The organism is Litoribacter populi, assembly GCF_007483685.1.
Lineage (GTDB): Bacteria > Bacteroidota > Bacteroidia > Cytophagales > Cyclobacteriaceae > Litoribacter > Litoribacter populi.
The window spans coordinates 1313600-1337532 of sequence record NZ_VMKN01000001.1 but is presented as its reverse complement, the minus strand read 5'-3'; the positions used below and the strand labels follow the sequence as shown (position 1 = coordinate 1337532).

Sequence of the window (23933 nt, the reverse complement as noted above, 5' to 3'; positions counted from 1 at the left end):
TTATTAAACAGATTTGATGGACCTGCCATTTTTTTGAAAACTAGAAAGCCTTATCTCTTAAAAACCCTCTCCCTATGCCACCCCAGATTCTCCAGTGATGGAAAATATTTCCGATCCTCAGGCAATTGGATCCGCTGCCCTCTTAACTGCTCCAAACTATAAGGATGCCCCTCCTCTTCCACCAGCTGATCGGAAACCAGGATCCGGTAATCCCCATCGATGCTGACCATGCCCCTGTCGAAGGCTCTGTGAAGATTCGGACATAAGGAAAGCCCATTGGTCACCCTATCATCCTGGGACACGCTGAAGGGGATGATGTGGCAGGCATCCACAAAGTTGAACCCATAGGTAGATGTGAGCTTCATGCCAGTAAAGCTGCAGGTGTTTTGATAAACCTTGGGCACCAGTTTCTTGAAGAGCCCGTTCCGCACATACACCTCCTCCTCTACCCCTATCTTAATCCTTTTGAGCGGAACAATGGGTTCATTGAGGATATAATCCTCCAGTTCCTGAACATAGCCCTTTCTACCTTTGACCCTGAACTGCTGATAACGCTCTTTTGTCTCAGGAAAGTAAGTATCCAGCAATGACTGCCGCAGTAATTCCCTTGACACCTGATCTTGCATTAATTGGTACAGATCATCGGCAAAGCATCCGTAATCCAGCACCTCTTGTAGCGTATTCACGCTTTTGATGTGGGAATTGATGGAATAGCCGGGTTTGGGCACCAGCTGCCAGAACGGCTTCTTGTCCGCCTTGTCGTTTTGCAGGTAATAAAACGGCTGCGTAAAATCTGCCTGGTGCAGCGTGGGCACCAGAAGCTCCCACATATCTTGAAAGCTCCCCACCAGTTCAGCATCCACACTTACCCGATTTTCTACAATCATCCCCTTTTCCACCATCTCCAAAAAAACCATCAGCAGCACCGGCTTGTGCGGTGCGAGGCCGATCTTGGTGGAGCCCCGCTTCAGGGAGGTGAGGGCGTGGAGGTATTTGGAAAGGGACTTGAAAATCATTAGTAATAAAATTAGTTGAAAATCCTCCGATTCCAAGCAGAGCTGGTAAAAAAAGTCCTTAATTAAGTAATCATCCTCAAAAAAATACCCCGATTAGGGTATTGTTTTAAAACCAAAACCGAGCTAGGTTTAAATTTTTATACCTCGAAATTAACCCCGGTATACGAACAACAAAAAGCTTAATATATGAAACAAATTTCTACTACAGCCTTAGCGAAAGAAAGGGAATTGGAGCCGCAAGAATTATTTAAAGTGTTTACAGACAAGAATTGGATCTACAAAAAAGACGGTCAATGGCTGCTTACAAAAGAAGGCCGGATGGCCGGTGGAGACACCAAATATAACCCAAAGTACGGGGAGTATATTGTATGGCCGTTTAATCTGGAATTGGACCAGCAACCCAATTACCAGGATACCCTAAGTGCTACCAAAATTGGAGAGCATTTTAATATTTCCAGCCAGAAGATCAATTTATATCTGTCAGAGTTAGGTTGGATTGAGAAAGACAAAGGCGGTTGGATCGTCACAGGTGCAGGTCAAAAAAATGGAGGCATACAGTTGGAAGCCAAAAACAATAAGCCATATGTAGTTTGGAATAAAGACGTTGTCAGCAATAAACACTTGCTAAGGGAAATTCACGAGGCTACAGGGGAATTAACTCAAGAGGAGGAAAAAGAAAACCTGATCTCTGAATCAGACGATTTTAGAAAAAAATTCCCTGCTAATTTAAGGACGCCAGATGGTCATTATGTTCGTAGTAGAGCAGAACTGATCATTGACGATTTCCTATACAAAAATGGAATTGTCCATGCTTACGAAAGAAAGCTAAATATTGACGAGGATATGTATTGTGACTTTTACATTCCTTCTCAAAAGGTATATATAGAATTTTGGGGCATGGAGGAAAATGAAAAATATCTGGAAAGGAAAAATAGGAAGCTGGAAATCTATGCTAAATACAAGTTTAAATTAATTGAGCTTAATGATTCAGATATTGAAAATCTTGACGAGCGCTTTGCTGCCAAATTGAGAAAACATGATATTGTAGTGGATTAATAAATCTTACAGCTAAGTATAAAATATTTATTGCTTGCATGACAGAAGGCCTCTACGAATCCCTCATCAATCAGCTCATCAGCACCAAGCTTGATGAGCTGGACAGGAACCAATACCATATCCAAACCAAAGCCATTGACAGAGCCGAAGCAGCGCTATTCCTTTCCAAGTACCTATCGGCATTTCTACAAAAAGCTCTTGGTATGATCCCAAAGGAGGGGGCGCTGGACAGGCAGCTGGCCTTGGCCAACCGGATTATTTTATTGGTGAGAGATGAGTTGGAGCAGGAGGAGTTTGAGGAGGATTTGCTGGATGTGGAAGGAAAAATCCTAAAAGCCGTCTTTACCAAAATCATTGCGGACTTTACAGACCTGGACCTTCACCTGGCCCAGATCACCCCCGATACCCGCCTGGTGCACAGTGAGCTATTTACGGGTGGGAATACCAGAACTTCCCTCGATGTGGAGCTTAAGAAGGAGATTCTTTCCTCCAACAGGATTGACCTACTGGTCTCTTTCATCAAATGGAGCGGCCTGATCCTGATTGCCAAGGAGCTGGAGGAGTTTACAAGAAAGGGCGGCAAGCTCCGCGTGATCACCACCACCTATGTGGGGGCCACGGATGCCAAGGCCGTCAAACTGCTATCCTCCCTTCCCAACACCGAAGTCAAGGTATCCTACAATACGGGCAATGAGCGGGTGCATGCCAAGGCCTATCTGTTTTACCGCAATACCGGTTACCACACCGCCTATATAGGGTCTTCAAACTTCTCCAAGTCGGCCTTGACCAAGGGGCTGGAATGGAACCTGAAAGTGACGACCAAGGAAATCCCGCACATTATCGAGAAGTTTCAGAAAACATTTGAAACCTACTGGCAAAACCCGGACTTCGAAAGCTTCGAGGTGCAGCATCTGGAAAAACTCCAAAAGGCCCTGCAGCAGGGCAGGTTAAATGGCGCTTCCAATGTCAACCTGGCCCAGTTTGACATCAAGCCTTATGCTTTCCAAAATGAAATATTGGAGAAATTGGAGGTGGAAAGAAAGGTGCATCATAGGAATCGGAATCTGCTGGTTGCCGCTACGGGAACAGGTAAAACCGTGATTTCAGCATTTGATTTCAAGCATTTCAAAAAAGCCATGCCCTATGCCAGGCTCCTGTTTGTCGCCCATAGAAAGGAAATTCTGCAACAGGCGCAATATACTTTTCAGGGAGTACTGAAGGATCCCAATTTTGGTCAGCTCTGGGTAGATGGAATGGAGCCCAATAGCCATGAGGTGCTATTTGCTTCTGTGCAAACCCTAAACAACCGTCTTTCAGACCTCCAGCTTACGGACGATTATTATGATTTTATCATCATCGATGAGGTGCACCATATTGCCGCCGACAGTTACCGCCCAGTACTAAAAAGATTCAACCCGAAGGTGCTCTTAGGCCTTACGGCTACTCCCGAAAGGATGGACGGGGCGGATATTTTGGAAGATTTCTGCGGAAGGATCGCGGCTGAAATTAGGTTGCCCGAAGCCTTGAATAAGAAACTGCTGACGCCTTTCCATTACTTTGGTATCACTGATGTGGTGGATCTATCGGCCGTCACCTGGGCCAGGGGAAAATATGTGGCGAGCGAGCTGAGTAAAATCTACACCAGCAATGACCAGAGGGTGAGTCATATTTTGCACAACCTCGACAAATACCTGCGGGACATGTCGGATGTGCGGGCACTGGGATTCTGCGTCACCCAAGAACATGCCCGCTACATGTCCGAGAAATTCACACTGGCCGGCTTGAAAGCAGATTACCTGGTAAGCTCATCAAACAACGGCAACCGGGATGCCGTAAGGGAAAGGCTGGCAAGCAAAGCCATCAACTACCTCTTCGTGGTCGACATCTTCAATGAGGGCGTGGATATTCCGGAGATTGACACCGTATTGTTTTTGCGGCCTACGGAAAGTTTGACGGTGTTTTTGCAGCAGCTGGGGAGAGGACTGAGGCTGCATGATGAAAAGGACTGCCTCACGGTGTTGGACTTTGTGGGCAACGCCCGCCCGGAATATGATTTTGAGGGAAGGTTTCGCGCCATGATTGGCAAGACCCGTACCTCGATCAAGAAGGAAGTGCAGGATGATTTTCCCCATGTGCCCCTGGGCTGTTCCATCATCCTGGAACAAAAGGCCAAGGAAACCATCTTACGCAACATACAGCTGGCCACCAACCCCAACCGGAACCAGCTCATCCAGAAAATCCAGAACTTCGAGCATCAGTATGATCTCCCGCTGACACTGAAAAACTTCACCGAAGTCACCCATATTCCCTTGGCCGTTATATACAAAAAAGGTTCTTGGAGAAGGCTCTGCCAGGAGGCCGGAAAGGAAGCGGCATTTGGAAAGGAAAACGAGAAGGCAATCAGCAACTGCATCCTGCGAAAGTGGCTCTCGACCTCGGCCCCCTCCTATTTCAATTTCATACTCAAACTCGCCCGGAAAGACTTCAGGGTCCGACTGGCAGACCTCTCTCCCGTGGAGCAGCAGATGTGCCTGATGCTGCATTACGATGTATGGCAAAGTGAGGGAGGTTTTCCTTCTCTGGAGGCAAGCATACAGGCCATCGGCCGGAATCCGGTGATGGTGGCCGAAATCATTGAGGTACTTGGAATCCTGTGCGAAGGGGTTTCCTTCCTGGAAATTGAAGCCGACCTGCCCTATGTCCAGCCACTGAAGCTGCATGCCCGCTACACCCGGGACCAGGTGTTGGCGGGGTTTGGCCTGAGCACCTTTGCCAGCAAGTCCTCCAACCGGGAGGGGGTGGCAGAAAACAAGGAGCTGAACACCGAGCTGCTGTTTATCGACCTGATTAAATCCGAGGAAAACTTCTCCCCCACCACGATGTATAACGACTATGCCATCCGCGAGGACCTGTTCCACTGGCAGTCGCAAAACGCCGCCCGCCCCGACACCGGCAAGGGCCTGAGCTACATCCGGCACCAGGAGGACGGCAAGCACATCCTGCTGTTTATCCGGGAACAGAAGAAGGATGAGTTTGGCAACACCATGGGCTACGTCTTCATCGGCGAGGGCAATTTCCAAAAATCCACCGGCTCCAAGCCCATGAACATCCAGTGGGCCCTGGCGGAACCGCTGCCGCATTACCTGTGGAATGCATCGGCGAAATTGGCGCTGGGGTGATGGTAGGGGCGAAAAATTTTTCGCCCCTACCATCACCCCTACCACGTTATTATCATCAATAATTCTTATTTTTATATGAGGTATTGCTAACTATTTTTCATCTTACATCGGCTATTTTTTATGAACCGAAAAAAACGAAAGTCCACGAGATTAAAGGGATTTGATTATGCCAATCCCGGTTATTATTTCCTAACCGTCTGCACATACCAACGGGAACATCTGTTTGGGCGCATTGAAGATGGGCAAATGAAATTGAACGGTGCGGGGGAAACGGTAAAACATTGCTGGTTGGATATCCCCCGGCATTTCCCACATGCTGTTCTGCACGAACATGTCATTATGCCCAACCATATTCATGGGATAATTGAATTGGTACCGATAAATGGGAATGATGGGATCCCGCCCGTAGGGGTGAAAAATTTTTCACCCCTACGGGCGGGATCCCATCATTCCCATTTATCGGTACCAATTCAATTATCCCATGAATATGGTTGGGCATAATGACATGTTCGTGCAGAACAGCATGTGGGAAATGCCGGGGGATATCCAACCAGCAATGTTTTACCGTTTCCCCCGCACCGTTCAATTTCATTTGCCCATCTTCAATGCGCCCAAACAGATGTTCCCGTTGGTATGTGCAGACGGTTAGGAAATAATAACCGGGATTGGCATAATCAAATCCCTTTAATCTCGTGGACTTTCGTTTTTTTCGGTTCATAAAAAATAGCCGATGTAAGATGAAAAATAGTTAGCAATACCTCATATAAAAATAAGAATTATTGATGATAATAACGTGGTTGGGGTGATGGTAGGGGCGAAAAATTTTTCGCCCCTACCATCACCCCTACCACGTTATTATCATCAATAATTCTTATTTTTATATGAGGTATTGCTAACTATTTTTCATCTTACATCGGCTATTTTTTATGAACCGAAAAAAACGAAAGTCCACGAGATTAAAGGGATTTGATTATGCCAATCCCGGTTATTATTTCCTAACCGTCTGCACATACCAACGGGAACATCTGTTTGGGCGCATTGAAGATGGGCAAATGAAATTGAACGGTGCGGGGGAAACGGTAAAACATTGCTGGTTGGATATCCCCCGGCATTTCCCACATGCTGTTCTGCACGAACATGTCATTATGCCCAACCATATTCATGGGATAATTGAATTGGTACCGATAAATGGGAATGATGGGATCCCGCCCGTAGGGGTGAAAAATTTTTCACCCCTACGGGCGGGATCCGACCCTGTGCCTTTTGCGTCTCCAACAAAAACCATCGGCTCCATCATCCGTGGATTCAAGATCGGCGTGACCAAATGGTTTAGGACCGAAACCGATATTTACAACCCCTGGCAAAGAAATTACCATGACCGGATTATCAGGGATGAGGGGGAATATTTGAGGATATCCAATTACATCAGAAATAACCCGATGAATTGGGAGGGGGATGAGTTCTTTGGACCAAAACAAAACCTGGACAATTAATGACAACTGGAAAGCCGGAACAGCCTTGGTTCATAATTTTGTAAGAACGGAAACAATGGCAATCCTGAACTCTGAACCCTGAACCCCGAACAAATGAACCCCAAGAACATCCGATTCTACTACCTCTACCGTGACGCGGCCAACTACAAGCAATTCGGTTCCGTTGTCATTAGCAACCCCGAAGACCTTACCTTGGAGGAGCTTGACCTATTCCTAAAGGAAAATTTGATACAGGAAGAGTTCTTCGTTCCCTCGAACCTTGGCCTTCCCAACCTGCAAACCTCCCCCTATAATCCCGACCTGGACCATGAATGGCACCAGTACGAGCAGCTGAAGTGGACGGAGGAGAAAACGGAGGTTGAGGGCTTTTGGGAGTTGGTGAAGAAGAAGGGAGATTTGGAGACGGGATATATTTAAACGGTATATTCCTGCCCTTCAGGAGTCTGTCTAATCATGATCTCCCTAGCCTCTTCTAGCGACATTACATTCTTCTCCGGCTTTGTACCACTGCCTTTGATCCGCGACATATTGTATGACCGCTTCTTAGTGGTATAAAATCCATTCTCCTCACAAAATTTTGGCACCTGTATTTTAGGCTGGTGATAAGGTTTACTCATGATTCATCCTTTTAGGGACTGTGAAAAGAACCAGGAATTGGAAGAATTAGTGCCTGATTTGTAAATGGCTGTTATCAAGCCCTGGCCTGGATCCACATCCAAGACCACCGCATCCTGAGCACCCGAAGCACCGGCAAAGAGGTTTACTATATTCCAGGTGGAAAAAGGGAAAGCGGGGAAAGTGATGCTGAGGCGCTCATCCGGGAGATACAGGAAGAACTGAGCGTGCAATTGGTTAAAGACAGCCTGCATCATATAGGTACTTTTACAGCGCAGGCACATGGCCATCCCCAAGGCGTCATGGTCCAGATGACCTGTTATACCGCGAGCTATAAAGGCAAGCTTCAAGCTGCAGCTGAAATTGAAGAAATTGTCTGGCTCTGTTATGCAGACAAAGAAAAGGTAACGCCGGTGGATAAAATCATCTTTGATTGGCTGAAGGAAGAAAGGAGGATTAGATAAACCTTGTGAACTTGGACAATGGGCTCTCCCCCTCCTACCCTCATTTCTGGATGGGTTGAATTGCTGCTGGTAGGTATGGTTTATGTTATTTCTCTATTAACGGTTTGGCGCTTGGATCAGTGGCGGATTTCGGAGCACAAAACTGTCAATACACCAGCCCGAAAGCTTTCGGGACTGATGCGAGGTAGAATGTTCAATTAACCACATCACCCGCCATTGAGCCAAACGCCTGTTAGCTACAGTTTTTTTGAAAAATTTGATATTTTTCTAAATTCATTTATTTCATAATCAGCGAGTTGAATAATTTCCTTTTTGGACTTATTTTTAAATCGTTTTTTATACTTTTTAATTAAGATGTCTCTGATTTTCTTATTCCAGTCATTGTCAACGCCTGTGTTAGGAACTTCTATCAAAATGGCTCCATTTTTCATTTGTGAAATTTTGTCACCAGTATCACCGTAACTTATGTAAAGTCCTCTAGAATGTATAATTGCATCTATTATTCTATGCTCTTTTTCTAAGTCAAACCTTATTGCAAATTCACATTCTACAGGCTTTGCGAATTGTAAAAACAACTCCCAAAATTTGTTTCTGATTAGAGGATTTAAAGGTGAGCCCCAAGTAACTGTCACATCACCAGGTGGAGTGTCTAAATGTATTTTAACTAAGTTTTCTACTGTTTTATCTTCTTTGTTATTTTTTAGAATAACGGCAGGTATCATTCTACCTTCAGCCAAATCAAAATTTGAAATTAAACCCTCTTCCGCAATTGCATATAATGGAGAGTTATTAGTTTTTATCTTCATAGTAGATGTCTTTTAATAAGTAAAATTCAACTTTAGAAACATTTCCAGATGTGTCCGCGCATAACACTTCTAAATATTCTATCCTTTTATCAATTAACTCTGCGGGTATTTCACAAATTATCCAGCCGGATTTTTTACCTCTATCTTCTATACTAATATTTGATTCAAACTTTTCAATTTTAGAGTGATATTCTTGGAGAAACAATTCTTTATTATGTAAAAGTTTTATTTTACTTCCAATGTCTTTGAGCTTGACAATTACAAAGGGCGTTACCGTAATTTTAGAAGTTGATTTATTAGAAACATCAAGGTTAAAAAGTAAAAATTTAAGTTTCTTTTTCTCTTTATCATATAGTCTATATCCTTGGTGTAAGTAAACTGAAAAGTTTGATTTTTTATTTTCAAAATCTGTGTTGTCAATTTTGCCTTTTCGAGACATTATTTTTAATCTCTTATACCCAAAGTATAAGGCAACTAAAGTTAAAAATGTTCCTATTAGCCACTTCTTATTCGCTAAAATTAAGTCATTTATTTCTTGCATTGTTTTTCTTTAAAATTGTAGCTAATCGGGTCAGGCAAGGGAATCTCACTCTCACCTTCCCACAGAACCGTGCGTGAGACTCTCACATGTTGCAGCGGACTCTTCATGCCTGGCTGCCGACAGGTAGATTTATAAATCGCTCGGCACTTAATGTACCTAAGGTTAAACCAATTTCCAATGCTCAAACAAAGCCGGAGAGGTCTTGTATTGGAGCCTAAATCATCTGACTGCAGCAACTCTGTCGATTTGGAGGGCCTCTCTAGCAGTTACCTTTAGCCTCCATACATTCAAAGCATCAGCCCCCAGAGGGATTATTCAAAGCACACACGTTTTGCATTTACCAAAAGGTAACGATCTAAAAGCACTTCACGGTGAACCAAGTCCATACTCACAACTTGCCTTCCTTAGAGGAAAGCTTAATTTGTTGAACGGGTGCTTTCCCAACACTTCGGAACCATCAGAGGGGGGGTCGTTCTTATCTGCCATTGCTTGAAGAAGAGAGCAACTAAACAAAACTCACCTTGATACTGGATACTCAGCACATTTCGAATCAAAAGAAATAATCTGATATGATTTTCATCAACTCCCTCATGGGTTGAGCACATTTTCATTTGGCAAATACAGAAAAGATTGCGGTGGAGCTAAGTTGAAGTGTTTACGCAAACACAGCGACTCTTTATATCTTTTAGTCTTTTTTATTTTAATGGCAAAACCCAATGCTCGATCTGCAAAATACTCATTAAAGAAATCTTCCTCAATTCCGGCAAAATGCCTGGTTTTTTCCCAGAGTTTTTCGGGGCTATCGCTAAGGATCTTTTCAATTTCGAATTCACCAATTACCCGTTGCAATGGCGAAGAAGCATAAACTACCACGGTTTTGATTTCACTGTTTTTGAAAACAGCCTTCCGAAACTCATATTTTTTGGAACCGTTAAAGATAAGTTCCGCAAATTGCGGCTTAATCGACAATAAGACTTTCATTTGTTCCTGTTTCATTTACTATTATTTTAAATTGTTCGGGTGTAATTTTTTTCAATCCCCTTATTTCGTTTTCAGCCCCGCTTAATATTCCCCGCTCTAAAAGCATTTTCCTATTCATTCGGTTACCTAAGCCAAATGACCAAACATAGAGAAAATTGATTATAAAGGGCCGGAATCGGGGATTCCAGTTCCAAAATTCTTTTAACCCTTCATTACTAAAAACGCTTCTTTTCCGGCATCTGGCGATAAATTCATTTTCATCCTCGATATCCTCAATCACCTCTTCACATATAGCAATCGTGGTGATAACACTGCTATAATAAGCACTTTTACCTTTTTCAGCAGTCCGGTAAAAAATAATGATGTCACCCTTTTGAATGCCTCTCTCAATCGAACGGCAAATATAAACCTTGCTCAAAGCGTTCCGGTGAGGTTCATGTTCTATGAAGTTTTGCGGAGATTCAGTCTTTAGATAGGAATCGGGCAAAAGCTCAGTGTGGTAGTCCGGGTAAATGGGAATAAGAAAAACATTCTGATCGCTACTTAGGTATGGAAAGGTGAGTTTGGGGTTTTCTGAGTTTGCCTGTGGAGTAAAATCCCGTACAAATATTAACTCTCCATCCCCTCCCTTAGTGCCGTGTTTATAAAAACCCCATTCTTCCAATAAAGCAATAAGCCGTTGCTGCTCGTCCCGCTTTTCAAAGATGGTAACGTAAATTTCATCCACCTTTCGCGCCAGGGCATTGTCGAAAATAATTTTCATGAACCGTTCCCCCAACCGCACTCCATTGCTGATGACTTTGAAGGTACCTACCTTCAGTCTCTTTTTGGGTTTTAAAACAGGGTTTATATCAGGGTACGCTTCATCCCTTTCTTCTGTTTTGATGTAAAGAAAGGAAAGTAAGCGGTTGCTCCCGCTGTTGATCGTGACGTAGGCATTTTCATTTGCTTTTTTATGAAACCACCTTTCAAAACCAGGGTAGTCCTCTTTCAGTGTATCAAAAAATGGATCGTTTATATCTAGTTCACCAAACAGCTTTTGTTGAACTCCCAACACCTGGTATTTGACAAGTTCAGGGAATTCAGCAAAGACTTTTTCTAGAAAGGAGTTGATAGTAAATATCTGGTCTGAAATTCCAAGGGCATTTGCTTTTGAATGGATTTTCTTATCTTCAGAAATCAATATATCCACCCTACCAACAAATACCTCATTCAAAAGGACGGTATCGTTCCTGTCATTTTCGTTTTCATCAAACCTTTCGGAAACAGATCTGACTTCATCCTTCATTTTAGCCGTTGTAAGTAGTTGCTCATAACTGTCCATCTTGATTTTAAAAGTATCAACCGTACCGGTGTTGGGATTTTTTTCGATTTCCTGAATGGTCACCAAATGAATACACTTTTGATATTTAACCTTATCGAGCCATTTAAAAAGTATACCAATATCCTGATTGGCCACCCTTCCTGCTTCCCTGTGAATAATGATGTTGGTGTCTAAAAGAGCTTTCATTTCTTTGATCTTTTTAATTTACCACTTATTTTAAGAACATTAGTTATTAATGGCCATGAGAAATAGAGCAATGTTAAGGTCGCAATAATAAGTGCAATATACACTTCTGTTGGCAATTCTATGAGTAATTCAGAAAGACGAGCTTCAGGTATAACGGTTTTTCTATAAGCAGGAATAAACAGCAAAATTCCACAAATTAAATTAATCAAAATCGCCAAAGCAAATTGTCCAGGTCCTATTCGCTCTTTCGCAAATATAGAAAAAAATGAAAACGACTCTGCATCCTTTTTTTTATTGAAAACGACCATTAGTTCATCTTTTTTCACCCTCTTATCTTGTAAATATTTATTAAATGAATCATACTCAAGGGTCCTGACATTCTTAAGCGAGGAATCATCAAGAAAAATAATATCGTATTTATTAGGTATTATATTGAAGAAAAAACATGTGTTTATTTTGCAGAAAACCTTATTGCTAAAATATGACAGTTGATCATCAGGGATATTTCGCTTTTCATTGACCTTGGCATCATAGATAATAGTCGATTTGCCAATTCCTTTTTTTCTGGTTGAAAGAAATGGAAAGTTTGGCTTGACCAAAAATCTGAAGTAAACATTCGGTTTTTCTTCCAAATCATTATATGATTTCAGGTTTATAAGGATAGTTAAAATTTTGTCTTCACTCGTATCGAATTTAACAGGCAAAATACAAAGCTTATTTCTTTGACTAAATTTATGGATTACTCCTAATCGATTTCTGCCTCCATCTAAAGAATCTGTTCCAGCAAGCGAATCATTAAAAATGAACCTGCTGTTTTCTGCAATACTCAATCGTTCATATAAATCTTCAACTTTACATGCTGCTGAGAGCCAAGGAATAAAAATAGAAATGGATAGTTTGTCGGATTTTATAGATTTTTGGGAAATTTCTGCTCCAAATTCTAAAAGAGAACTATCCGCATTAAATTCCCAAGTACAAATATGGAACCTTTCGATATCAATGTGCTCATCTTGTCCCGTGAATATAAAGAATGAGTTTTCCATTATTTTAATCTTAATTTCATTTTTATTTAGGTTATTTTTTATCCTCTCATTGATATCATTCTTTACTTTCAACTTCCTTACGAGTTCGAACCCAAGATTATCAGCATCAAACCTTGAGGAATATCCATATGATGATATTTTGAATTGCTAACTTCGAAATTAGTCCTCCATTACGACAATTTCTCCAAATCACCTAGCTTGCCCCCTAAACTCTACTTAATTCATTAAAATCCACCAAGGTAAATAATTCTACAACCCCAGCTTATTGAAAGACGCCTTTCTCCATGCTCTATTCTCAGCGCCCAGTGCTCCACCCTCAGACCAGTATTTTGCACCCAAAAATTACTTCACCCCCATAAACCCCCAGAATCTCCTGCTCTGTATCCATTTCTGAGGTAAGCGTCCTTTTCATCTTGAATCTCCTGACGCCGAACTTTTTCATCCAGTCGGTCCAGAAATCGGTTGGGTATTCGGATGTCCGTTGGATTTACCGTGACACTACCCAACCATCCCCATTGAGATGGTTATTGGATGTGTCTTTTCAATCTTTTTTGTTGTGAAGTAGACTACTTGGATTAATGATGGGCAATACAAAGGTTTGCAGTGCGGTACCTTGTAATCTAGTCAAAAGGACCCCTCTTGATGTGGAATAAGTTACGGATGAAAGCGCATTGGCCAATCCCGGATGTAGTTCAATTAAATTATTATCGTCAGGTTTTGCCAAGTCGTGAATGTTTTCTACCTGGTAAATGAATACCAAATGGAAATTCCCGGTAGCTTCCTTTGCTTTTTTATCCTTACTTTCAGTTTTAATTTCAATCGTAAAATCGGCTTTTACCAGTTTTTCGTTTAGGTTAAACCCAAACTGTAGAGAATTATCCAAATGATGTCCCTCAACATTCGCAGTATCAAACTCTTCAGGCACCTCAACCTGGCCTTTCACCATCTTAAAATCAATGATGCTGATTTTCTCAGGGTCAAATAGGTTGCTGTTATCCAACATTGCTTAATGGTTTAATTTCTTTTACCTCCTGCCATTCAATAACTTTGGATGAGTAGGCTTGCTCTATTTTTTTATATACCACGAATGTATGTACACTACGACTGTAGCCACTTATAAACTTGGTGTGAGGTTTTCGCTTAGGCACCTCCAACAAGAGTTCACCTAGTTCAGCCGACAATTTAGCCAGCGAACGCAGCGTGAAGTTGTGCTCCCCGCTAAGCCACTTTGATATTTCAGATGGCTTTTTGCCCATCCTTTCTGCTAATTCTTTTTTGCTGATGTCATTTTCACGCAAAATTTGATTGATACGAACCACTAAGTCGGCATACCAATCCACAAAGATCTCTACGTCTTTGGGAGTGCTTTTAAGTAATCTATCTACGGTTTTGCTTCTCATTTTCTTATAATAATATGTCAGTTGTACCGTCAAAGTTTTGTAAATACCTTTCGTCTTCCGAGATTTCAATCATTCCAAACTGAATTGCCTCCTCAATTTTTTTGACAAAAGTTTGTGCTTCATAAAACTTCATGCTTAAATTTTCGCTGTCCTGGGTTGCCTGTGATTCCTTAAGGCCGCCGTTGAAAAGGATAACGATGTGTTCGGTTACCCGGTAGCAAAATAGCCTTAGTGGAAAATTAATACCCAATTCTTTTATTTCTTCTACCCATTGTTTTGGTTTTGGGGGCAATTCCTGTGCTCTGTTTACAATTCTATCAAAAAAATCATCCGTTGCTCCGTACCTGTTGCCAATGCTCTCTGTTAATAAGCGAAACAATTGCAGAGCCTCTTCCTCGAATGGATGTCCAGCCACGGCGTAGGTCTCAAAAAACCTATCCGTTTCGGAAATAGTCTCATCATCTTCATCATCATCATCATCTGCCACCAACCTGACGGTGTAGAATGTGCAAAGACGGCCTTCATCATACCATATTTCAAGTGCAAAGGTATTCACTAATAACAGAATTTAAAATTATTTGTTTCACTTTTAAGTTAATTTGTTTCTAGCAACCATTCTCATTCTTTTGGAGTGTAGTTTAAATTCTCCATTTTCGATTTCCAATTCCCCTTAAAGACAATTTATTAAAATAGCCCTGCTGGTTAACCCTCCAAGATTAAGGAATTAATAAGAATTAAAAAATACCGTGATTGGGGTAATTTGTGAGAGGATTAGTAAAAAAAGGCAAGTATTAAATTGAATTGTTATGTTTTACTTGGATTTTTTTGTTGTGAAATAGCGGTTGTTAGATGATCTATGGGAAAATTTGGGATGCGGCTTAGCATACATGTGGCTAACCCCACCCTAGGTCATAGCGATTCAGGTCAAAAGGAATGGAGAGCAGGTGGTCCATAATCATGTCACTCTCATTGCAATAATTGTCCCTGAGCTGGTATATCTTTTTCACACCTAATAAGCCTATGGAATCTGAATTAATATGTTTATTTTAAACGACGGGTTTTAACAGGTGAACGACGGGCTGACAACTGTAATATTAGAATCAACCTCAAATTCCGGTGAACCTCCAACTGAAGTTGGAGGAAAGTGGAGACAGCATACAAATCTCTAACATTCTTATGATCAACCACTTTCCACTTGCTTTAGCTAGGGGTGAATGGCTCCTCATCCCTGTTAAGGCTTTAGCCGCGATTCTTAGCCAGTTAAGTGCATAAAAGTGCAAATCACGGGGGGACTTCCGGTAAGGATGGAAGAAATTGGTTATAATTTTTCGTTCCCGGTTCGACCCCATTCGGGGTCGTGGGAATTGATAATGGGTGCGCAATCCATGGGTTGCACCCATGGTTATTGAAAAGTTGGACCCCATACGGGGTCGGTTAAGTAACCAGAGCTCTTTGTCGTCGTTTTGGCTCATGCGGGGAATCTACTCTCTACTATCTACACACAAATAGAAAATTGATGTCCCGAGGAGTAATTTGCGAAAAGTCAGATGTCTGTTGTCCGATGACCGATGTTTGGATGTCGGATGATTGCAGAGGGGAGAATGCTTGTTTGGGATTGCAAATCCCTATTCATCTGGACCGTTGCACTTATCGGGACCTCCGGAAATGGTGATCTGGATTCGAGTTTGAAAATCTAGAATAGCCGGGGAGCTCGTATAATGGCATCGCTGGAACGAGAATGAAGGGTGAAAAATACCGTGATCGGGGTATTGCGCGGAATACCCTGAATGTCATATTTTTAACCATATGGAAATAACTACTAAATATCGAAGGCCGAGTCCAATAATCATCCTCTTCTTGACTTTTATTGGAGCGTATTGGTATCATCAATTTACCCATGGATTTAGGGATATGCTGAATAACGGGATGTATATAGCAGGTGATCCTAATTTTGAATTTCTGTTTTCAAATCTGGGATGGTGGCCCAAATACATTCTCTTCCCTTTTCTGCTCGCATTACTCATCAGCTATAGGCTAAGATTCGTCCATATAACGATCAGTGATTCAGATAATCTGAGTGATACATATAAGTTAGTACTGCATAAGTTGAATAAAGGCCCCATAAAATTTCTTGTATTGAGTGAAGATATTGATAAATGCCATTTTATAACAGAGAAAATAACAATCTCTGGAAGGGTACTGGGCACCGATAAAGTAAAAGTCTCTTTGAGAAATGGAAAAATAGAGATCGTGGGAAGGCTTAAACACCTTACTGGTCTCCTAATAAATGTACCCTAAAGGAATTAGTCTCTGTCATATTTAGCAGCAGCGGTCGGAAAGGAACCTAATGAGGATACGGAGGGAGAATTAAACGAAGTTAGGGATGGTACCTAAGCCTGAAGGGCAAAAAATACCGTGATCGGGGTATTTTTTAAAAGAATTTTTCTAAACATATTTGGATCACATTATAACCCTCTAAAAACCAGACCCGTACCCCTTTAAAATTTACATAATTCATTAATTCATCAAACTCAGCCCTATGTTCCGCACATTTAACCCCCCAGACTCCAAACCCTTACCTGCTGTTTTTGAAAATGAAATTCTTCCCAAACTTTTCAAAGAAGCTCCTACCGTTATCAAAAAAGTCTTTCCCGACACATTTGAACAATCTCCTTATTTTCCAATGATGCTGAAAAAAATAAAAAGAAGGAAGGTACTTCTCAGGGCAAGCAATATTGACAGAATAAGATTTCGAAAAGAACATCCTTATGAATTTCATAACGAAGAAATAGAAGAAGTAGATGAAGAGGAAGCTGATTTAATAAAAAGTATGGACGAGGAATTTACCCTAGAGGGGGTAGAAAAACTTTACTTAGGGGATATCATGCCAGGCATTCTCCCTGCCGCTTATTCTCTATTTGCGGATTCAGTTTCGGATATATTCCAGACTCTTGAACTTACCTATCAACTGGAACCCCTAAATTTCGATGGGGTTTACGAAATAAGCAGCAAAATCCATATTTCGGCTTTCAACAAAAAATTTATAATGAAGGATTTCCACAATCAATTCCTCCATTCAAATTCTATTTTCCCCATAATAACGCATGGTACTCAAATGCGCATGAAAGTAGCTCTGCTGGAAGCATTGGATTTACCTAGAGAAGCTTGGCAGTTTAATCAGAGGAAACTGATAAAGTATGTTGACGATATAAAGGGAAATGTAAGCAGTATAAAAAAATTGGAATTGGATTTACACAAAATCTATGACCCAATCAGTGCTTATACGGGACATAAGAATGAAGAGGAAGTCAATTTGCTTAACAGCTTAGAAATAAAAAAAAGATTTCTAAAGTATGCTAGCGGGTTATTCCACCAACCTCTTCAAAACCCCAGCACTACCCTTAAAGCATTTAAAAAACATTACGGCAGCTGGCCCATAGGCTTCCCCTATAGCTTGGAAGATTTCGGCGTGGACCTAGGAGCATGTGATTGGTAGCCCATGTTCCCGTTGTGCGATTGCTTCCGGCTCCCCACCAATGGTTTTTCCATTATCCCTTGAGGCCTTTGTTATCGTAATTGCGGATCCTCATGCCAAAAAAACCGGAAGAAACCATGAGTCACTGGACCCAACCCTTATCCTTAAGGTGCTTATCTACTCGATTGGTTTACTCCATATCCGATTTCTTTAAAAGCCTGATTCTCTCCCAAGCATATACATATTCTCTTTTTAAAAATGCCCTCGATAATTCACTGAACTCAGGAACCTTTTGGAGAATTTCAATTCTCCTGTCCCGGTGAAACTCCACCACTTTACAGGGGGTAAGGGTTATCAAATAGGAAGATGACACCTTCTTTTCAAGGTATGAAAGCAAGTCAAAGGCCAAATACCCGGAAGTAAAAATATTATCACAAATCTCCTTCTTATTATCAAAATAAAACAAACCTAGCTTCCCTTCTAATACAAACCGGACCGTTTTCTCTTCCGAATTGACTGGCTTGATTATCTGTTGTGCGGAATAGGATTTTACTTCAAGGAAGGGGCTAATTTTCTGCAATTGCTCTCCAGTAATGCTGCAATAGGGATCAATGGCTTCTTTGATCCTTTCCAAAACCAAATCATCTAATTTCTTCATAAGGCGATATGTTTAAATTTAATATGTCAACTGTTAGAGGTTCAAATTAATCGAATCAAAGTTCACCACAGTCATAATATTTCAGCACCTCCAACTTTAAAAAGGATTATTATAAATTATTTTTAATAAAATTATCAAACATTTTAATGATATATAAATATAATTAATTGTAAAAGTTCAATTATAAAAATTTTTCTCTAATTCCATTTTAATGATAAATATCAATAAAATTTATTTTTGGGAACAATCAAGTTTTTACCTGGAGACAAAAAACCACACACCATTGTGTAAATGTATCTGGCTTCGCACTTCAGTTTTGCTATTCCACCGGCAATCCAAAAACCCCGCCCACACCGACATCGGCGAGGGCAATTTCCAAAAATCCACCGGCTCTAAGCCCATGAACATCCAATGGGAGCTGGCGGAGCCCCTTCCGCATTACCTGTGGAATGCATCGGCGAAATTGGCGTTGGGGTGATTGTAGGGGTGATGGTAGGGGCGAAAAATTTTTCGCCCCTACCATCACCCCTACCACGTTATTATCATCAATAATTCTTATTTTTATATGAGGTATTGCTAACTATTTTTCACCTTACATCGGCTATTTTTTTATGAACCGAAAACAGCGAAAGTCCACGAGATTAAAAGGATTTGATTATGCCAATCCCGGTTATTATTTCCTAACCGTCTGCACCTACCAACGGGATCACCTATTTGGGCGCATTGAAGATGGGCAAATGAAATTGAACGGTGCGGGGGAAACGGTAAAACATTGCTGGTTGGATATCCCCCGGCATTTCCCACATGCTGTTCTGCACGAACATGTCATTATGCCCAACCATATTCATGGGATAATTGAATTGGTACCGATAAATGGGAATGATGGGATCCCGCCCGTAGGGGTGAAAAATTTTTCACCCCTACGGACGGGATCCGACCCTGTGCCTTTTGCATCACCTACAAAAACCATCGGTTCAATCATACGTGGATTCAAGATCGGCGTGACCAAATGGTTTAGGAGCGAAACCGACATTTATAGCCCCTGGCAGAGGAATTAGCAGCCATAAAATTAGACCTGAGGAATGGATATCAATTCTGACTTTGAAAACTTCTTGTAGTTGCCATTTTTGATTCTTGAAATGGTTTTGTCAAACCTTTCGATTTCAACAAGTTCAAAGCCCTTGGATTTATCTTTCCTGATCTTATCCAAAAGCTCTTTGTTTTTTGTAGTTTCCGGATCATTGAAGTATGCTTCATAAACCCCCAATCCCTTGTTGAATTTGGCGGCAAGTGATTCAATACCTCTAACCATTATCCTGAAGGTAAGTATACTCTTGTCTACCTCTTCAGGGCTTTTTGTAAAATCAATTCCTACCCCTGCAAAAGGACTTCCGTTTACCCCAATGAAATCTACCTTGTGAGGGGCATAGATTTCCGGAGCAATATCTGGATGGATAGTGTAATTGACATCTACCGCTTTAAATGCTTCATTTTTTAGCAAGCCATTGATTTCTTTTCTAAAACTAGTTACAGGTTTCGTAGATCTTCCTGGCTCAGCCCCTACAAAGTGTTTGAATGCTTTATTGAAAGTCTCCTCATTTAATTCAATAGCAAAGCCTTTGGGGCTCTCGAACCTTATTAGCCCTTTGGAGTATTTCGTCAAATAGTCAAGATAGTTTTCATTCAGAATCGGTCTGTCTAGTTCAAGTTTATCAGGAGTGAAATCCGGGATAAGAGATGTTCTGAAAGTCTCCAGTGATTTTTCCAGATACTTTCTGGAATTCTCATCCAGAAAAGGACCCACCAATTTTAATTTATCATATGAATAGTCATAATAGCTATCAGTTTCATTAAATGCCAACATCCCGACAGTGACATGGTCATCTGTCATGCTGTTAGGTCTCACAGAAATGGGTACAAGAAAGTTTTTCATGATTTCTTTTTGATAGAATGCAGCTTATCCAATAACAATAACCGTGTCAGCTTATTTCTGGTTTCGTCCAGAACATACTCCAACACCCTTTTTTTTAACCCCATACTCACAATCCATCCCTTTGGCAAGATATCAAAAACTTCCCTCAATGGAAAGTCTTAAGGATTTGTCACATCCGGAAAAGTAATTGTTGACTTCGCTTTCAATTTGCTCGAAAGATAAATATTTCAGTATATTTTTCAATAAAAAGGATCCCAATAACTTGTTACCAAGTGCCGGATCACCTTTGGGAGAAAAGCTTTCCTTTAGTGCGGGTCCACCAAACTATAATCCCCACCTGGACCACGAATGGCACCAGTACGAGCAGCTGGAGTGGACGGAGGAGAAAACGGAGGTTGAGGGCTTTTGGGAGTTGGTGAAGGAGAAGGGAGGATTGGAGACGGGATATATTTAAACAGTATATTCCTGTCCTTCTGAAATATGCCTAATTATGATATCCCTAGCCTAGCCTAGCGCAAAGGGGTTTAATGGTTTAAGAGATTATAGGTTTATGGAGGTTGGATTACTGAAACAGGGATTACAAATCCCATTTATCTGAGTTCGAGATTGCAAATCACTAACCGAACTCTCTTCAAGACTGACACAGGACTTTGGTAAAGGTTTCTCTGCCACAAACCTTGAGATGCGTTCCTTTTACCTGATGTATTCAAAAGGTCAGACACTGCCTGACCTTTTGAACTAAGCTGGTCTTATTACCTTAAACTCTGCTTTTATTTTTTCTTTTCTGGGCTTTCATCAGGCTATAATTGCAAGCTCTATTTTCTTTATATTCAATTTTATGCTCGGATAGAAGCTGTACAATTATTTCTCTTGTTTCATTTTCATCAAGATCAAATTTTTCTCCAAGGTCAATTTCATTTAGCTGACCATCGTTTTCTATTAACCCGTTGTAATATCTATCCTTATTTTCCATAGCTCAATTGTTTTTTTACAGCTATCATCATATGTGGACTAAAGGGTAAAAGATAACTGTCGTTTTCTGTGACCTGTATAAGTTCTAATAATGTTTTTTGTTTTTTCTCATTCAGCATATTGGCAAGGTAATCTTTGTCCAACCAAGCCATACCTTCAACTGCGTAAGTATTAAGATGGGTTAACTCTTGATTTAAAAACTCGTCTTTCAACTGTTCAGGTTTATGATAATATGCCTCAGCCAAAAGCCAAGGAAAATCATCTGGTGGATTATGAATTCCCGTTGTTAATTCCTTCTTGCACATTTCAAAAAATGGCTTTTTGTGAATTAGTCCATTTAGAAGTCCTACCAAAGTTGATGCAGTATAATTAATTGCAAAACCCAAAATAATTCCATTATTTTTTAGGACTCTTTTCGCTTCGCAAATGGTTAAATCCCTGTCTTCCTTTTTTTGAAGATGGTAAAGAGGTCCATGTAAAATTATAAGGTCTGCAAAATTATTAGGGAATTCCAATTTTCGTGATTCTCCCAAGTGCACAGAAAACTTATTTTTCAATTTATTAGCCCTGTTTTGAGCCATTTTAATATGCTTAGAAACTGGTTCTACCAAATGAACCTGATGCCCTTTTTTGGCAAGCCATTCAGAATATTTTCCCGTTCCGCCACCAATATCAATTATTTTTGAAACTGAAGTTGGGATATGTTTATCTATGAGGGATTTAACTCTTTCAAATTCAAATACCCCCATTCCTTTATCAAGCCTGGTTTCTTCTGACGCTTTATTGTAAAACACTTCGATGTTTCTGCTTATTAACTGTTTCCTATTCATTTTTAATCATTGGATTATCATCACGATGTGAAAATGCAGAGCACATTGTACCGTGATAAAGCAATCGATTTACAATCAATTGCAATTGTTTAAAATTTGATGAAATAACTGGATATGATTATCTGCGCATTAAAAAATCGGATGATTCTATGCGTTAGGTACTCGATTTGTCGAGTTTATCCTTTTGAGAAGGACACAGATAATATGTTATTTTAGTAAAACAGACTGCAAAGATAAAATTCTTGATTAATATTATTTAATATATTGGTTTTAATTGCAGGTAATTTAAAGATCCCCATAAGTTAATGGAGGCTTGTCCACCCGGATTAGGAGGGATTTTCTAGGATGGCCCCAGATTTTAAAGGGGTCGAATTCGACCCTCTTTTGAAAGATGCCAGCAGTAATGCATTTACAATGAGCCCTAGCAGATTGTTAAAGTCTGAGAAAGGTTGACCGTTTAATTAAGGTAGTTGGAAACCTCTACCACTTCAATATTAGGATGGGTTTCCAAAAGATATTACAGGCTAACGACATGCCCCTCCCCAATAAGAAGCATGACTCTGGCTGTTCCTTCAAAATGTCCTGGATAACGTTTTGGTAAATTATTACATCTCTCGCCATTTGGTTCTGGCTCCAGAAGGTCCAAAAAAGCCTACTCCAGCTGGGTACTCAACGCCATCTTCCTATTGGTAGCGATGGTGGCCCTCGGTAGGGTTTACCTACTCTAGTGGGTAAGATGGTCGAGGAGGTTTTACCTCCCCGGTCCGAAGACTGCCTCGCTGAATTAATAGGAAAAGGATTTCTTTGGAGTTATAACAGGACTATTTATCGAAGCAAAGCCGAATATTCACCACCCTGATTTATCTTTCAGGAATGTTTTCAAACTGTCCATTTGACGCACGTATCCCATAAATCAACAGATAGCCAATCATCCAGAATTCACCCACAGTGGCTGGTATGACCAAAGCATCTACCAAAGCGTGTCCCAAGCCCATGTAATTGAGAAACGTATTGAGAAGATATCCCGCTCCCCCGATAATCAATATCCGTCCCATCCAGACAGGCATCCTTTCCGAACTTACCACAATATACCCCATTGGAATCAGCCAAAGGCCGAAGAAAAGGCTTCCCACTCCCCAGGCGTTACCTCCCAAGGATTGTAATAGCTGTATCAAAACAACCTGTTGTTCAAATGAAAGGTCGGCGGTATTTGCGATTTTCAAGGCAGTTGCCATTGAAATAGCGCTGATCATAATCAGGCCCGAATTCATTGTTCCCCAGATGCCCAATGTCCAGCCCCCCCATCCGTTGATTTTCCTGAACAGCCTATAAAACCAAACTGCCGTGAGCGCCTGGGCTATAATAACTGCAAATTCCAGCAAAAGCCGGATCCGGGCAAGTGACTCCTTCTCAGTCAAATTTCTGAGTGTCTCTGCAGGTTCATTGGTGACATATATCTGAGGGTGAAAAACCAGAAACCCGAAAATTCCCGAAATTGCCAGACACAAATACCACAAGCCCGTCATACGAGCAGTTTTCACCAAAGAGTTTTGGTGGTCATTGATTTCTCTTTCAGCTTTACAGGTCATAATGGTTAGTGATTAAAAATAACTCCCTAACAATATACCAAAATTGGTAATTTTGACCAAATATAGATACAGGTAAGAACTATTAGGAATCAGTTCACTCCAGCTTCCTGTTCCATTACCCCGAATTCGGGGTGGGGATTACAAATCCCATTTATCTGAGTTCGAGATTGCAAATCATGGACAGCGTGGTTTAATGGTTTATGAGATTATAGGTTTATGGAGGTTGTATTACTGAAACGGGGATTACAAATCCCTTTTATCTGAGTTCGAGATTGCAAATCTCGAACAGCGTGGGTGGATCCGCTAGTTGCCAACCGCAAAGAGAAAAGAAGAAGCGCAAAGGGAAATAAAGGGAAGGAGTTTTTTGTGCTT

26 protein-coding genes are annotated in these 23933 nt (G+C 41.0%); 10 read left to right on the top strand and 16 right to left on the bottom strand.

Going from position 1 to position 23933, the window contains the following annotated elements:
- Window positions 1–50: 50 nt before the first annotated feature.
- On the bottom strand, window positions 51–1016 hold the full coding sequence (locus FPL27_RS05775) for an HNH endonuclease (RefSeq protein WP_143960181.1): 966 nt from the start codon (window positions 1014–1016) through the stop codon (window positions 51–53).
- A 186-nt stretch (window positions 1017–1202) separates the two neighbouring features.
- Between FPL27_RS05775 and FPL27_RS05770 the strand changes: the two genes are divergently transcribed.
- From FPL27_RS05770 to FPL27_RS05745, 5 genes are all read left to right on the top strand, one after another.
- On the top strand, window positions 1203–2072 hold the full coding sequence (locus FPL27_RS05770) for a hypothetical protein (protein WP_185974308.1): 870 nt from the start codon (window positions 1203–1205) through the stop codon (window positions 2070–2072).
- Window positions 2073–2110: 38 nt separating this feature from the next.
- A complete protein-coding gene (locus FPL27_RS05765; protein WP_143960180.1) occupies window positions 2111–5251 on the top strand; it encodes a DEAD/DEAH box helicase in 3141 nt (1046 codons plus the stop codon).
- Window positions 5252–5371: 120 nt separating this feature from the next.
- Window positions 5372–5752 carry a transposase gene (locus tag FPL27_RS05760; protein ID WP_185974307.1) on the top strand — a complete coding sequence of 127 codons (381 nt, stop codon included), beginning with the start codon at window positions 5372–5374 and terminating at the stop codon, window positions 5750–5752.
- 425 nt (window positions 5753–6177) lie between these two features.
- Window positions 6178–6744: a transposase gene (locus FPL27_RS05750; RefSeq protein WP_143960179.1), complete on the top strand. Its 567-nt coding sequence runs from the start codon at window positions 6178–6180 to the stop codon at window positions 6742–6744.
- Between the two features lie 93 nt (window positions 6745–6837).
- Complete coding sequence (locus FPL27_RS05745; protein WP_185974306.1) at window positions 6838–7161, top strand: hypothetical protein; 324 nt, start codon at window positions 6838–6840, stop codon at window positions 7159–7161.
- Here the strand turns inward: FPL27_RS05745 and FPL27_RS05740 are convergent.
- Both FPL27_RS05740 and FPL27_RS19980 read right to left on the bottom strand, forming a co-directional pair.
- Window positions 7158–7361, bottom strand: a complete 204-nt coding sequence (locus FPL27_RS05740) for a hypothetical protein (protein ID WP_143960178.1) — start codon at window positions 7359–7361, stop codon at window positions 7158–7160. The two genes, FPL27_RS05745 and FPL27_RS05740, sit on opposite strands and share 4 nt — an antisense overlap.
- 3 nt (window positions 7362–7364) lie before the next feature.
- Window positions 7365–7616 (bottom strand): hypothetical protein, encoded by a 252-nt coding sequence (locus FPL27_RS19980; RefSeq protein ID WP_235893376.1) that lies wholly within the window; start codon window positions 7614–7616, stop codon window positions 7365–7367.
- Here FPL27_RS19980 and FPL27_RS05735 point away from each other — a divergent pair.
- Window positions 7512–7823 (top strand): NUDIX hydrolase, encoded by a 312-nt coding sequence (locus FPL27_RS05735; RefSeq protein WP_235893467.1) that lies wholly within the window; start codon window positions 7512–7514, stop codon window positions 7821–7823. The two genes, FPL27_RS19980 and FPL27_RS05735, sit on opposite strands and share 105 nt — an antisense overlap.
- 236 nt (window positions 7824–8059) lie before the next feature.
- Here FPL27_RS05735 and FPL27_RS05730 read toward each other — a convergent pair whose 3' ends face one another.
- From FPL27_RS05730 to FPL27_RS05695, 8 genes are all read right to left on the bottom strand, one after another.
- Entirely contained in the window at window positions 8060–8629 is a 570-nt protein-coding gene (locus tag FPL27_RS05730; RefSeq protein WP_143960176.1) for a hypothetical protein, read from the bottom strand.
- A complete protein-coding gene (locus FPL27_RS05725; protein ID WP_143960175.1) occupies window positions 8613–9170 on the bottom strand; it encodes a hypothetical protein in 558 nt (185 codons plus the stop codon). The genes FPL27_RS05730 and FPL27_RS05725 overlap by 17 nt, the downstream gene beginning before the upstream one ends.
- Window positions 9171–9758: 588 nt before the next feature.
- Window positions 9759–10151 carry a hypothetical protein gene (locus tag FPL27_RS05720; RefSeq protein WP_143960174.1) on the bottom strand — a complete coding sequence of 131 codons (393 nt, stop codon included), beginning with the start codon at window positions 10149–10151 and terminating at the stop codon, window positions 9759–9761.
- On the bottom strand, window positions 10129–11661 hold the full coding sequence (locus FPL27_RS05715; protein WP_143960173.1) for a PIN domain-containing protein: 1533 nt from the start codon (window positions 11659–11661) through the stop codon (window positions 10129–10131). Before FPL27_RS05715 ends, FPL27_RS05720 begins: the two co-directional genes overlap by 23 nt.
- Window positions 11658–12776, bottom strand: coding sequence for a hypothetical protein (locus FPL27_RS05710; RefSeq protein WP_143960172.1), 1119 nt, complete (start codon window positions 12774–12776; stop codon window positions 11658–11660). Before FPL27_RS05710 ends, FPL27_RS05715 begins: the two co-directional genes overlap by 4 nt.
- Before the next feature lie 469 nt (window positions 12777–13245).
- On the bottom strand, window positions 13246–13707 hold the full coding sequence (locus tag FPL27_RS05705; RefSeq protein ID WP_143960171.1) for a hypothetical protein: 462 nt from the start codon (window positions 13705–13707) through the stop codon (window positions 13246–13248).
- Window positions 13697–14104 (bottom strand): helix-turn-helix domain-containing protein, encoded by a 408-nt coding sequence (locus FPL27_RS05700; protein ID WP_143960170.1) that lies wholly within the window; start codon window positions 14102–14104, stop codon window positions 13697–13699. The genes FPL27_RS05705 and FPL27_RS05700 overlap by 11 nt, the downstream gene beginning before the upstream one ends.
- 4 nt (window positions 14105–14108) lie before the next feature.
- Entirely contained in the window at window positions 14109–14660 is a 552-nt protein-coding gene (locus tag FPL27_RS05695) for a hypothetical protein (RefSeq protein ID WP_143960169.1), read from the bottom strand.
- A gap of 1250 nt (window positions 14661–15910) precedes the next feature.
- On the opposite strand from FPL27_RS05695, the gene FPL27_RS05690 reads away from it, so the two are divergent.
- Together FPL27_RS05690 and FPL27_RS05685 are read left to right on the top strand one after the other, a co-directional pair.
- Entirely contained in the window at window positions 15911–16402 is a 492-nt protein-coding gene (locus FPL27_RS05690) for a hypothetical protein (protein WP_143960168.1), read from the top strand.
- A gap of 241 nt (window positions 16403–16643) precedes the next feature.
- A complete protein-coding gene (locus tag FPL27_RS05685; protein ID WP_143960167.1) occupies window positions 16644–17600 on the top strand; it encodes a hypothetical protein in 957 nt (318 codons plus the stop codon).
- A 169-nt stretch (window positions 17601–17769) separates the two neighbouring features.
- Here the strand turns inward: FPL27_RS05685 and FPL27_RS05680 are convergent, their stop codons facing one another.
- Window positions 17770–18237 (bottom strand): cyclic nucleotide-binding domain-containing protein, encoded by a 468-nt coding sequence (locus tag FPL27_RS05680; RefSeq protein ID WP_143960166.1) that lies wholly within the window; start codon window positions 18235–18237, stop codon window positions 17770–17772.
- 611 nt (window positions 18238–18848) lie between these two features.
- On the opposite strand from FPL27_RS05680, the gene FPL27_RS05675 reads away from it, so the two are divergent.
- Entirely contained in the window at window positions 18849–19295 is a 447-nt protein-coding gene (locus tag FPL27_RS05675) for a transposase (protein WP_143960165.1), read from the top strand.
- Window positions 19296–19306: 11 nt separating this feature from the next.
- Here the strand turns inward: FPL27_RS05675 and FPL27_RS05670 are convergent, their stop codons facing one another.
- A complete protein-coding gene (locus FPL27_RS05670; RefSeq protein WP_143960164.1) occupies window positions 19307–20170 on the bottom strand; it encodes a hypothetical protein in 864 nt (287 codons plus the stop codon).
- Between the two features lie 262 nt (window positions 20171–20432).
- Here FPL27_RS05670 and FPL27_RS05665 point away from each other — a divergent pair, with 262 nt between their 5' ends.
- Complete coding sequence (locus FPL27_RS05665) at window positions 20433–20624, top strand: hypothetical protein (protein WP_143960163.1); 192 nt, start codon at window positions 20433–20435, stop codon at window positions 20622–20624.
- A 303-nt stretch (window positions 20625–20927) separates the two neighbouring features.
- Here the strand turns inward: FPL27_RS05665 and FPL27_RS05655 are convergent, their stop codons facing one another.
- The 3 genes from FPL27_RS05655 to FPL27_RS05645 form a co-directional block, all read right to left on the bottom strand.
- Entirely contained in the window at window positions 20928–21143 is a 216-nt protein-coding gene (locus tag FPL27_RS05655) for a hypothetical protein (protein ID WP_143960162.1), read from the bottom strand.
- Window positions 21133–21972, bottom strand: coding sequence for a class I SAM-dependent methyltransferase (locus FPL27_RS05650; protein ID WP_143960161.1), 840 nt, complete (start codon window positions 21970–21972; stop codon window positions 21133–21135). Before FPL27_RS05650 ends, FPL27_RS05655 begins: the two co-directional genes overlap by 11 nt.
- Before the next feature lie 860 nt (window positions 21973–22832).
- Window positions 22833–23561: a DUF4386 domain-containing protein gene (locus FPL27_RS05645; RefSeq protein ID WP_143960160.1), complete on the bottom strand. Its 729-nt coding sequence runs from the start codon at window positions 23559–23561 to the stop codon at window positions 22833–22835.
- Window positions 23562–23933: the final 372 nt, after the last annotated feature.

Bases quoted from the DNA above. Each gene is read 5' to 3' on its own strand.
- FPL27_RS05775 (WP_143960181.1), bottom strand. From the start codon at position 1,016: ATGATTTTCAAGTCCCTTTCCAAATACCTCCACGCCCTCACCTCCCTG.
- FPL27_RS05770 (WP_185974308.1), top strand. From the start codon at position 1,203: ATGAAACAAATTTCTACTACAGCCTTAGCGAAAGAAAGGGAATTGGAG.
- FPL27_RS05765 (WP_143960180.1), top strand. From the start codon at position 2,111: ATGACAGAAGGCCTCTACGAATCCCTCATCAATCAGCTCATCAGCACC.
- FPL27_RS05760 (WP_185974307.1), top strand. From the start codon at position 5,372: ATGAACCGAAAAAAACGAAAGTCCACGAGATTAAAGGGATTTGATTAT.
- FPL27_RS05750 (WP_143960179.1), top strand. From the start codon at position 6,178: ATGAACCGAAAAAAACGAAAGTCCACGAGATTAAAGGGATTTGATTAT.
- FPL27_RS05745 (WP_185974306.1), top strand. From the start codon at position 6,838: ATGAACCCCAAGAACATCCGATTCTACTACCTCTACCGTGACGCGGCC.
- FPL27_RS05740 (WP_143960178.1), bottom strand. From the start codon at position 7,361: ATGAGTAAACCTTATCACCAGCCTAAAATACAGGTGCCAAAATTTTGT.
- FPL27_RS19980 (WP_235893376.1), bottom strand. From the start codon at position 7,616: ATGATGCAGGCTGTCTTTAACCAATTGCACGCTCAGTTCTTCCTGTAT.
- FPL27_RS05730 (WP_143960176.1), bottom strand. From the start codon at position 8,629: ATGAAGATAAAAACTAATAACTCTCCATTATATGCAATTGCGGAAGAG.
- FPL27_RS05725 (WP_143960175.1), bottom strand. From the start codon at position 9,170: ATGCAAGAAATAAATGACTTAATTTTAGCGAATAAGAAGTGGCTAATA.
- FPL27_RS05720 (WP_143960174.1), bottom strand. From the start codon at position 10,151: ATGAAAGTCTTATTGTCGATTAAGCCGCAATTTGCGGAACTTATCTTT.
- FPL27_RS05715 (WP_143960173.1), bottom strand. From the start codon at position 11,661: ATGAAAGCTCTTTTAGACACCAACATCATTATTCACAGGGAAGCAGGA.
- FPL27_RS05705 (WP_143960171.1), bottom strand. From the start codon at position 13,707: ATGTTGGATAACAGCAACCTATTTGACCCTGAGAAAATCAGCATCATT.
- FPL27_RS05700 (WP_143960170.1), bottom strand. From the start codon at position 14,104: ATGAGAAGCAAAACCGTAGATAGATTACTTAAAAGCACTCCCAAAGAC.
- FPL27_RS05690 (WP_143960168.1), top strand. From the start codon at position 15,911: ATGGAAATAACTACTAAATATCGAAGGCCGAGTCCAATAATCATCCTC.
- FPL27_RS05685 (WP_143960167.1), top strand. From the start codon at position 16,644: ATGTTCCGCACATTTAACCCCCCAGACTCCAAACCCTTACCTGCTGTT.
- FPL27_RS05680 (WP_143960166.1), bottom strand. From the start codon at position 18,237: ATGAAGAAATTAGATGATTTGGTTTTGGAAAGGATCAAAGAAGCCATT.
- FPL27_RS05675 (WP_143960165.1), top strand. From the start codon at position 18,849: ATGAACCGAAAACAGCGAAAGTCCACGAGATTAAAAGGATTTGATTAT.
- FPL27_RS05670 (WP_143960164.1), bottom strand. From the start codon at position 20,170: ATGAAAAACTTTCTTGTACCCATTTCTGTGAGACCTAACAGCATGACA.
- FPL27_RS05655 (WP_143960162.1), bottom strand. From the start codon at position 21,143: ATGGAAAATAAGGATAGATATTACAACGGGTTAATAGAAAACGATGGT.
- FPL27_RS05650 (WP_143960161.1), bottom strand. From the start codon at position 21,972: ATGAATAGGAAACAGTTAATAAGCAGAAACATCGAAGTGTTTTACAAT.
- FPL27_RS05645 (WP_143960160.1), bottom strand. From the start codon at position 23,561: ATGACCTGTAAAGCTGAAAGAGAAATCAATGACCACCAAAACTCTTTG.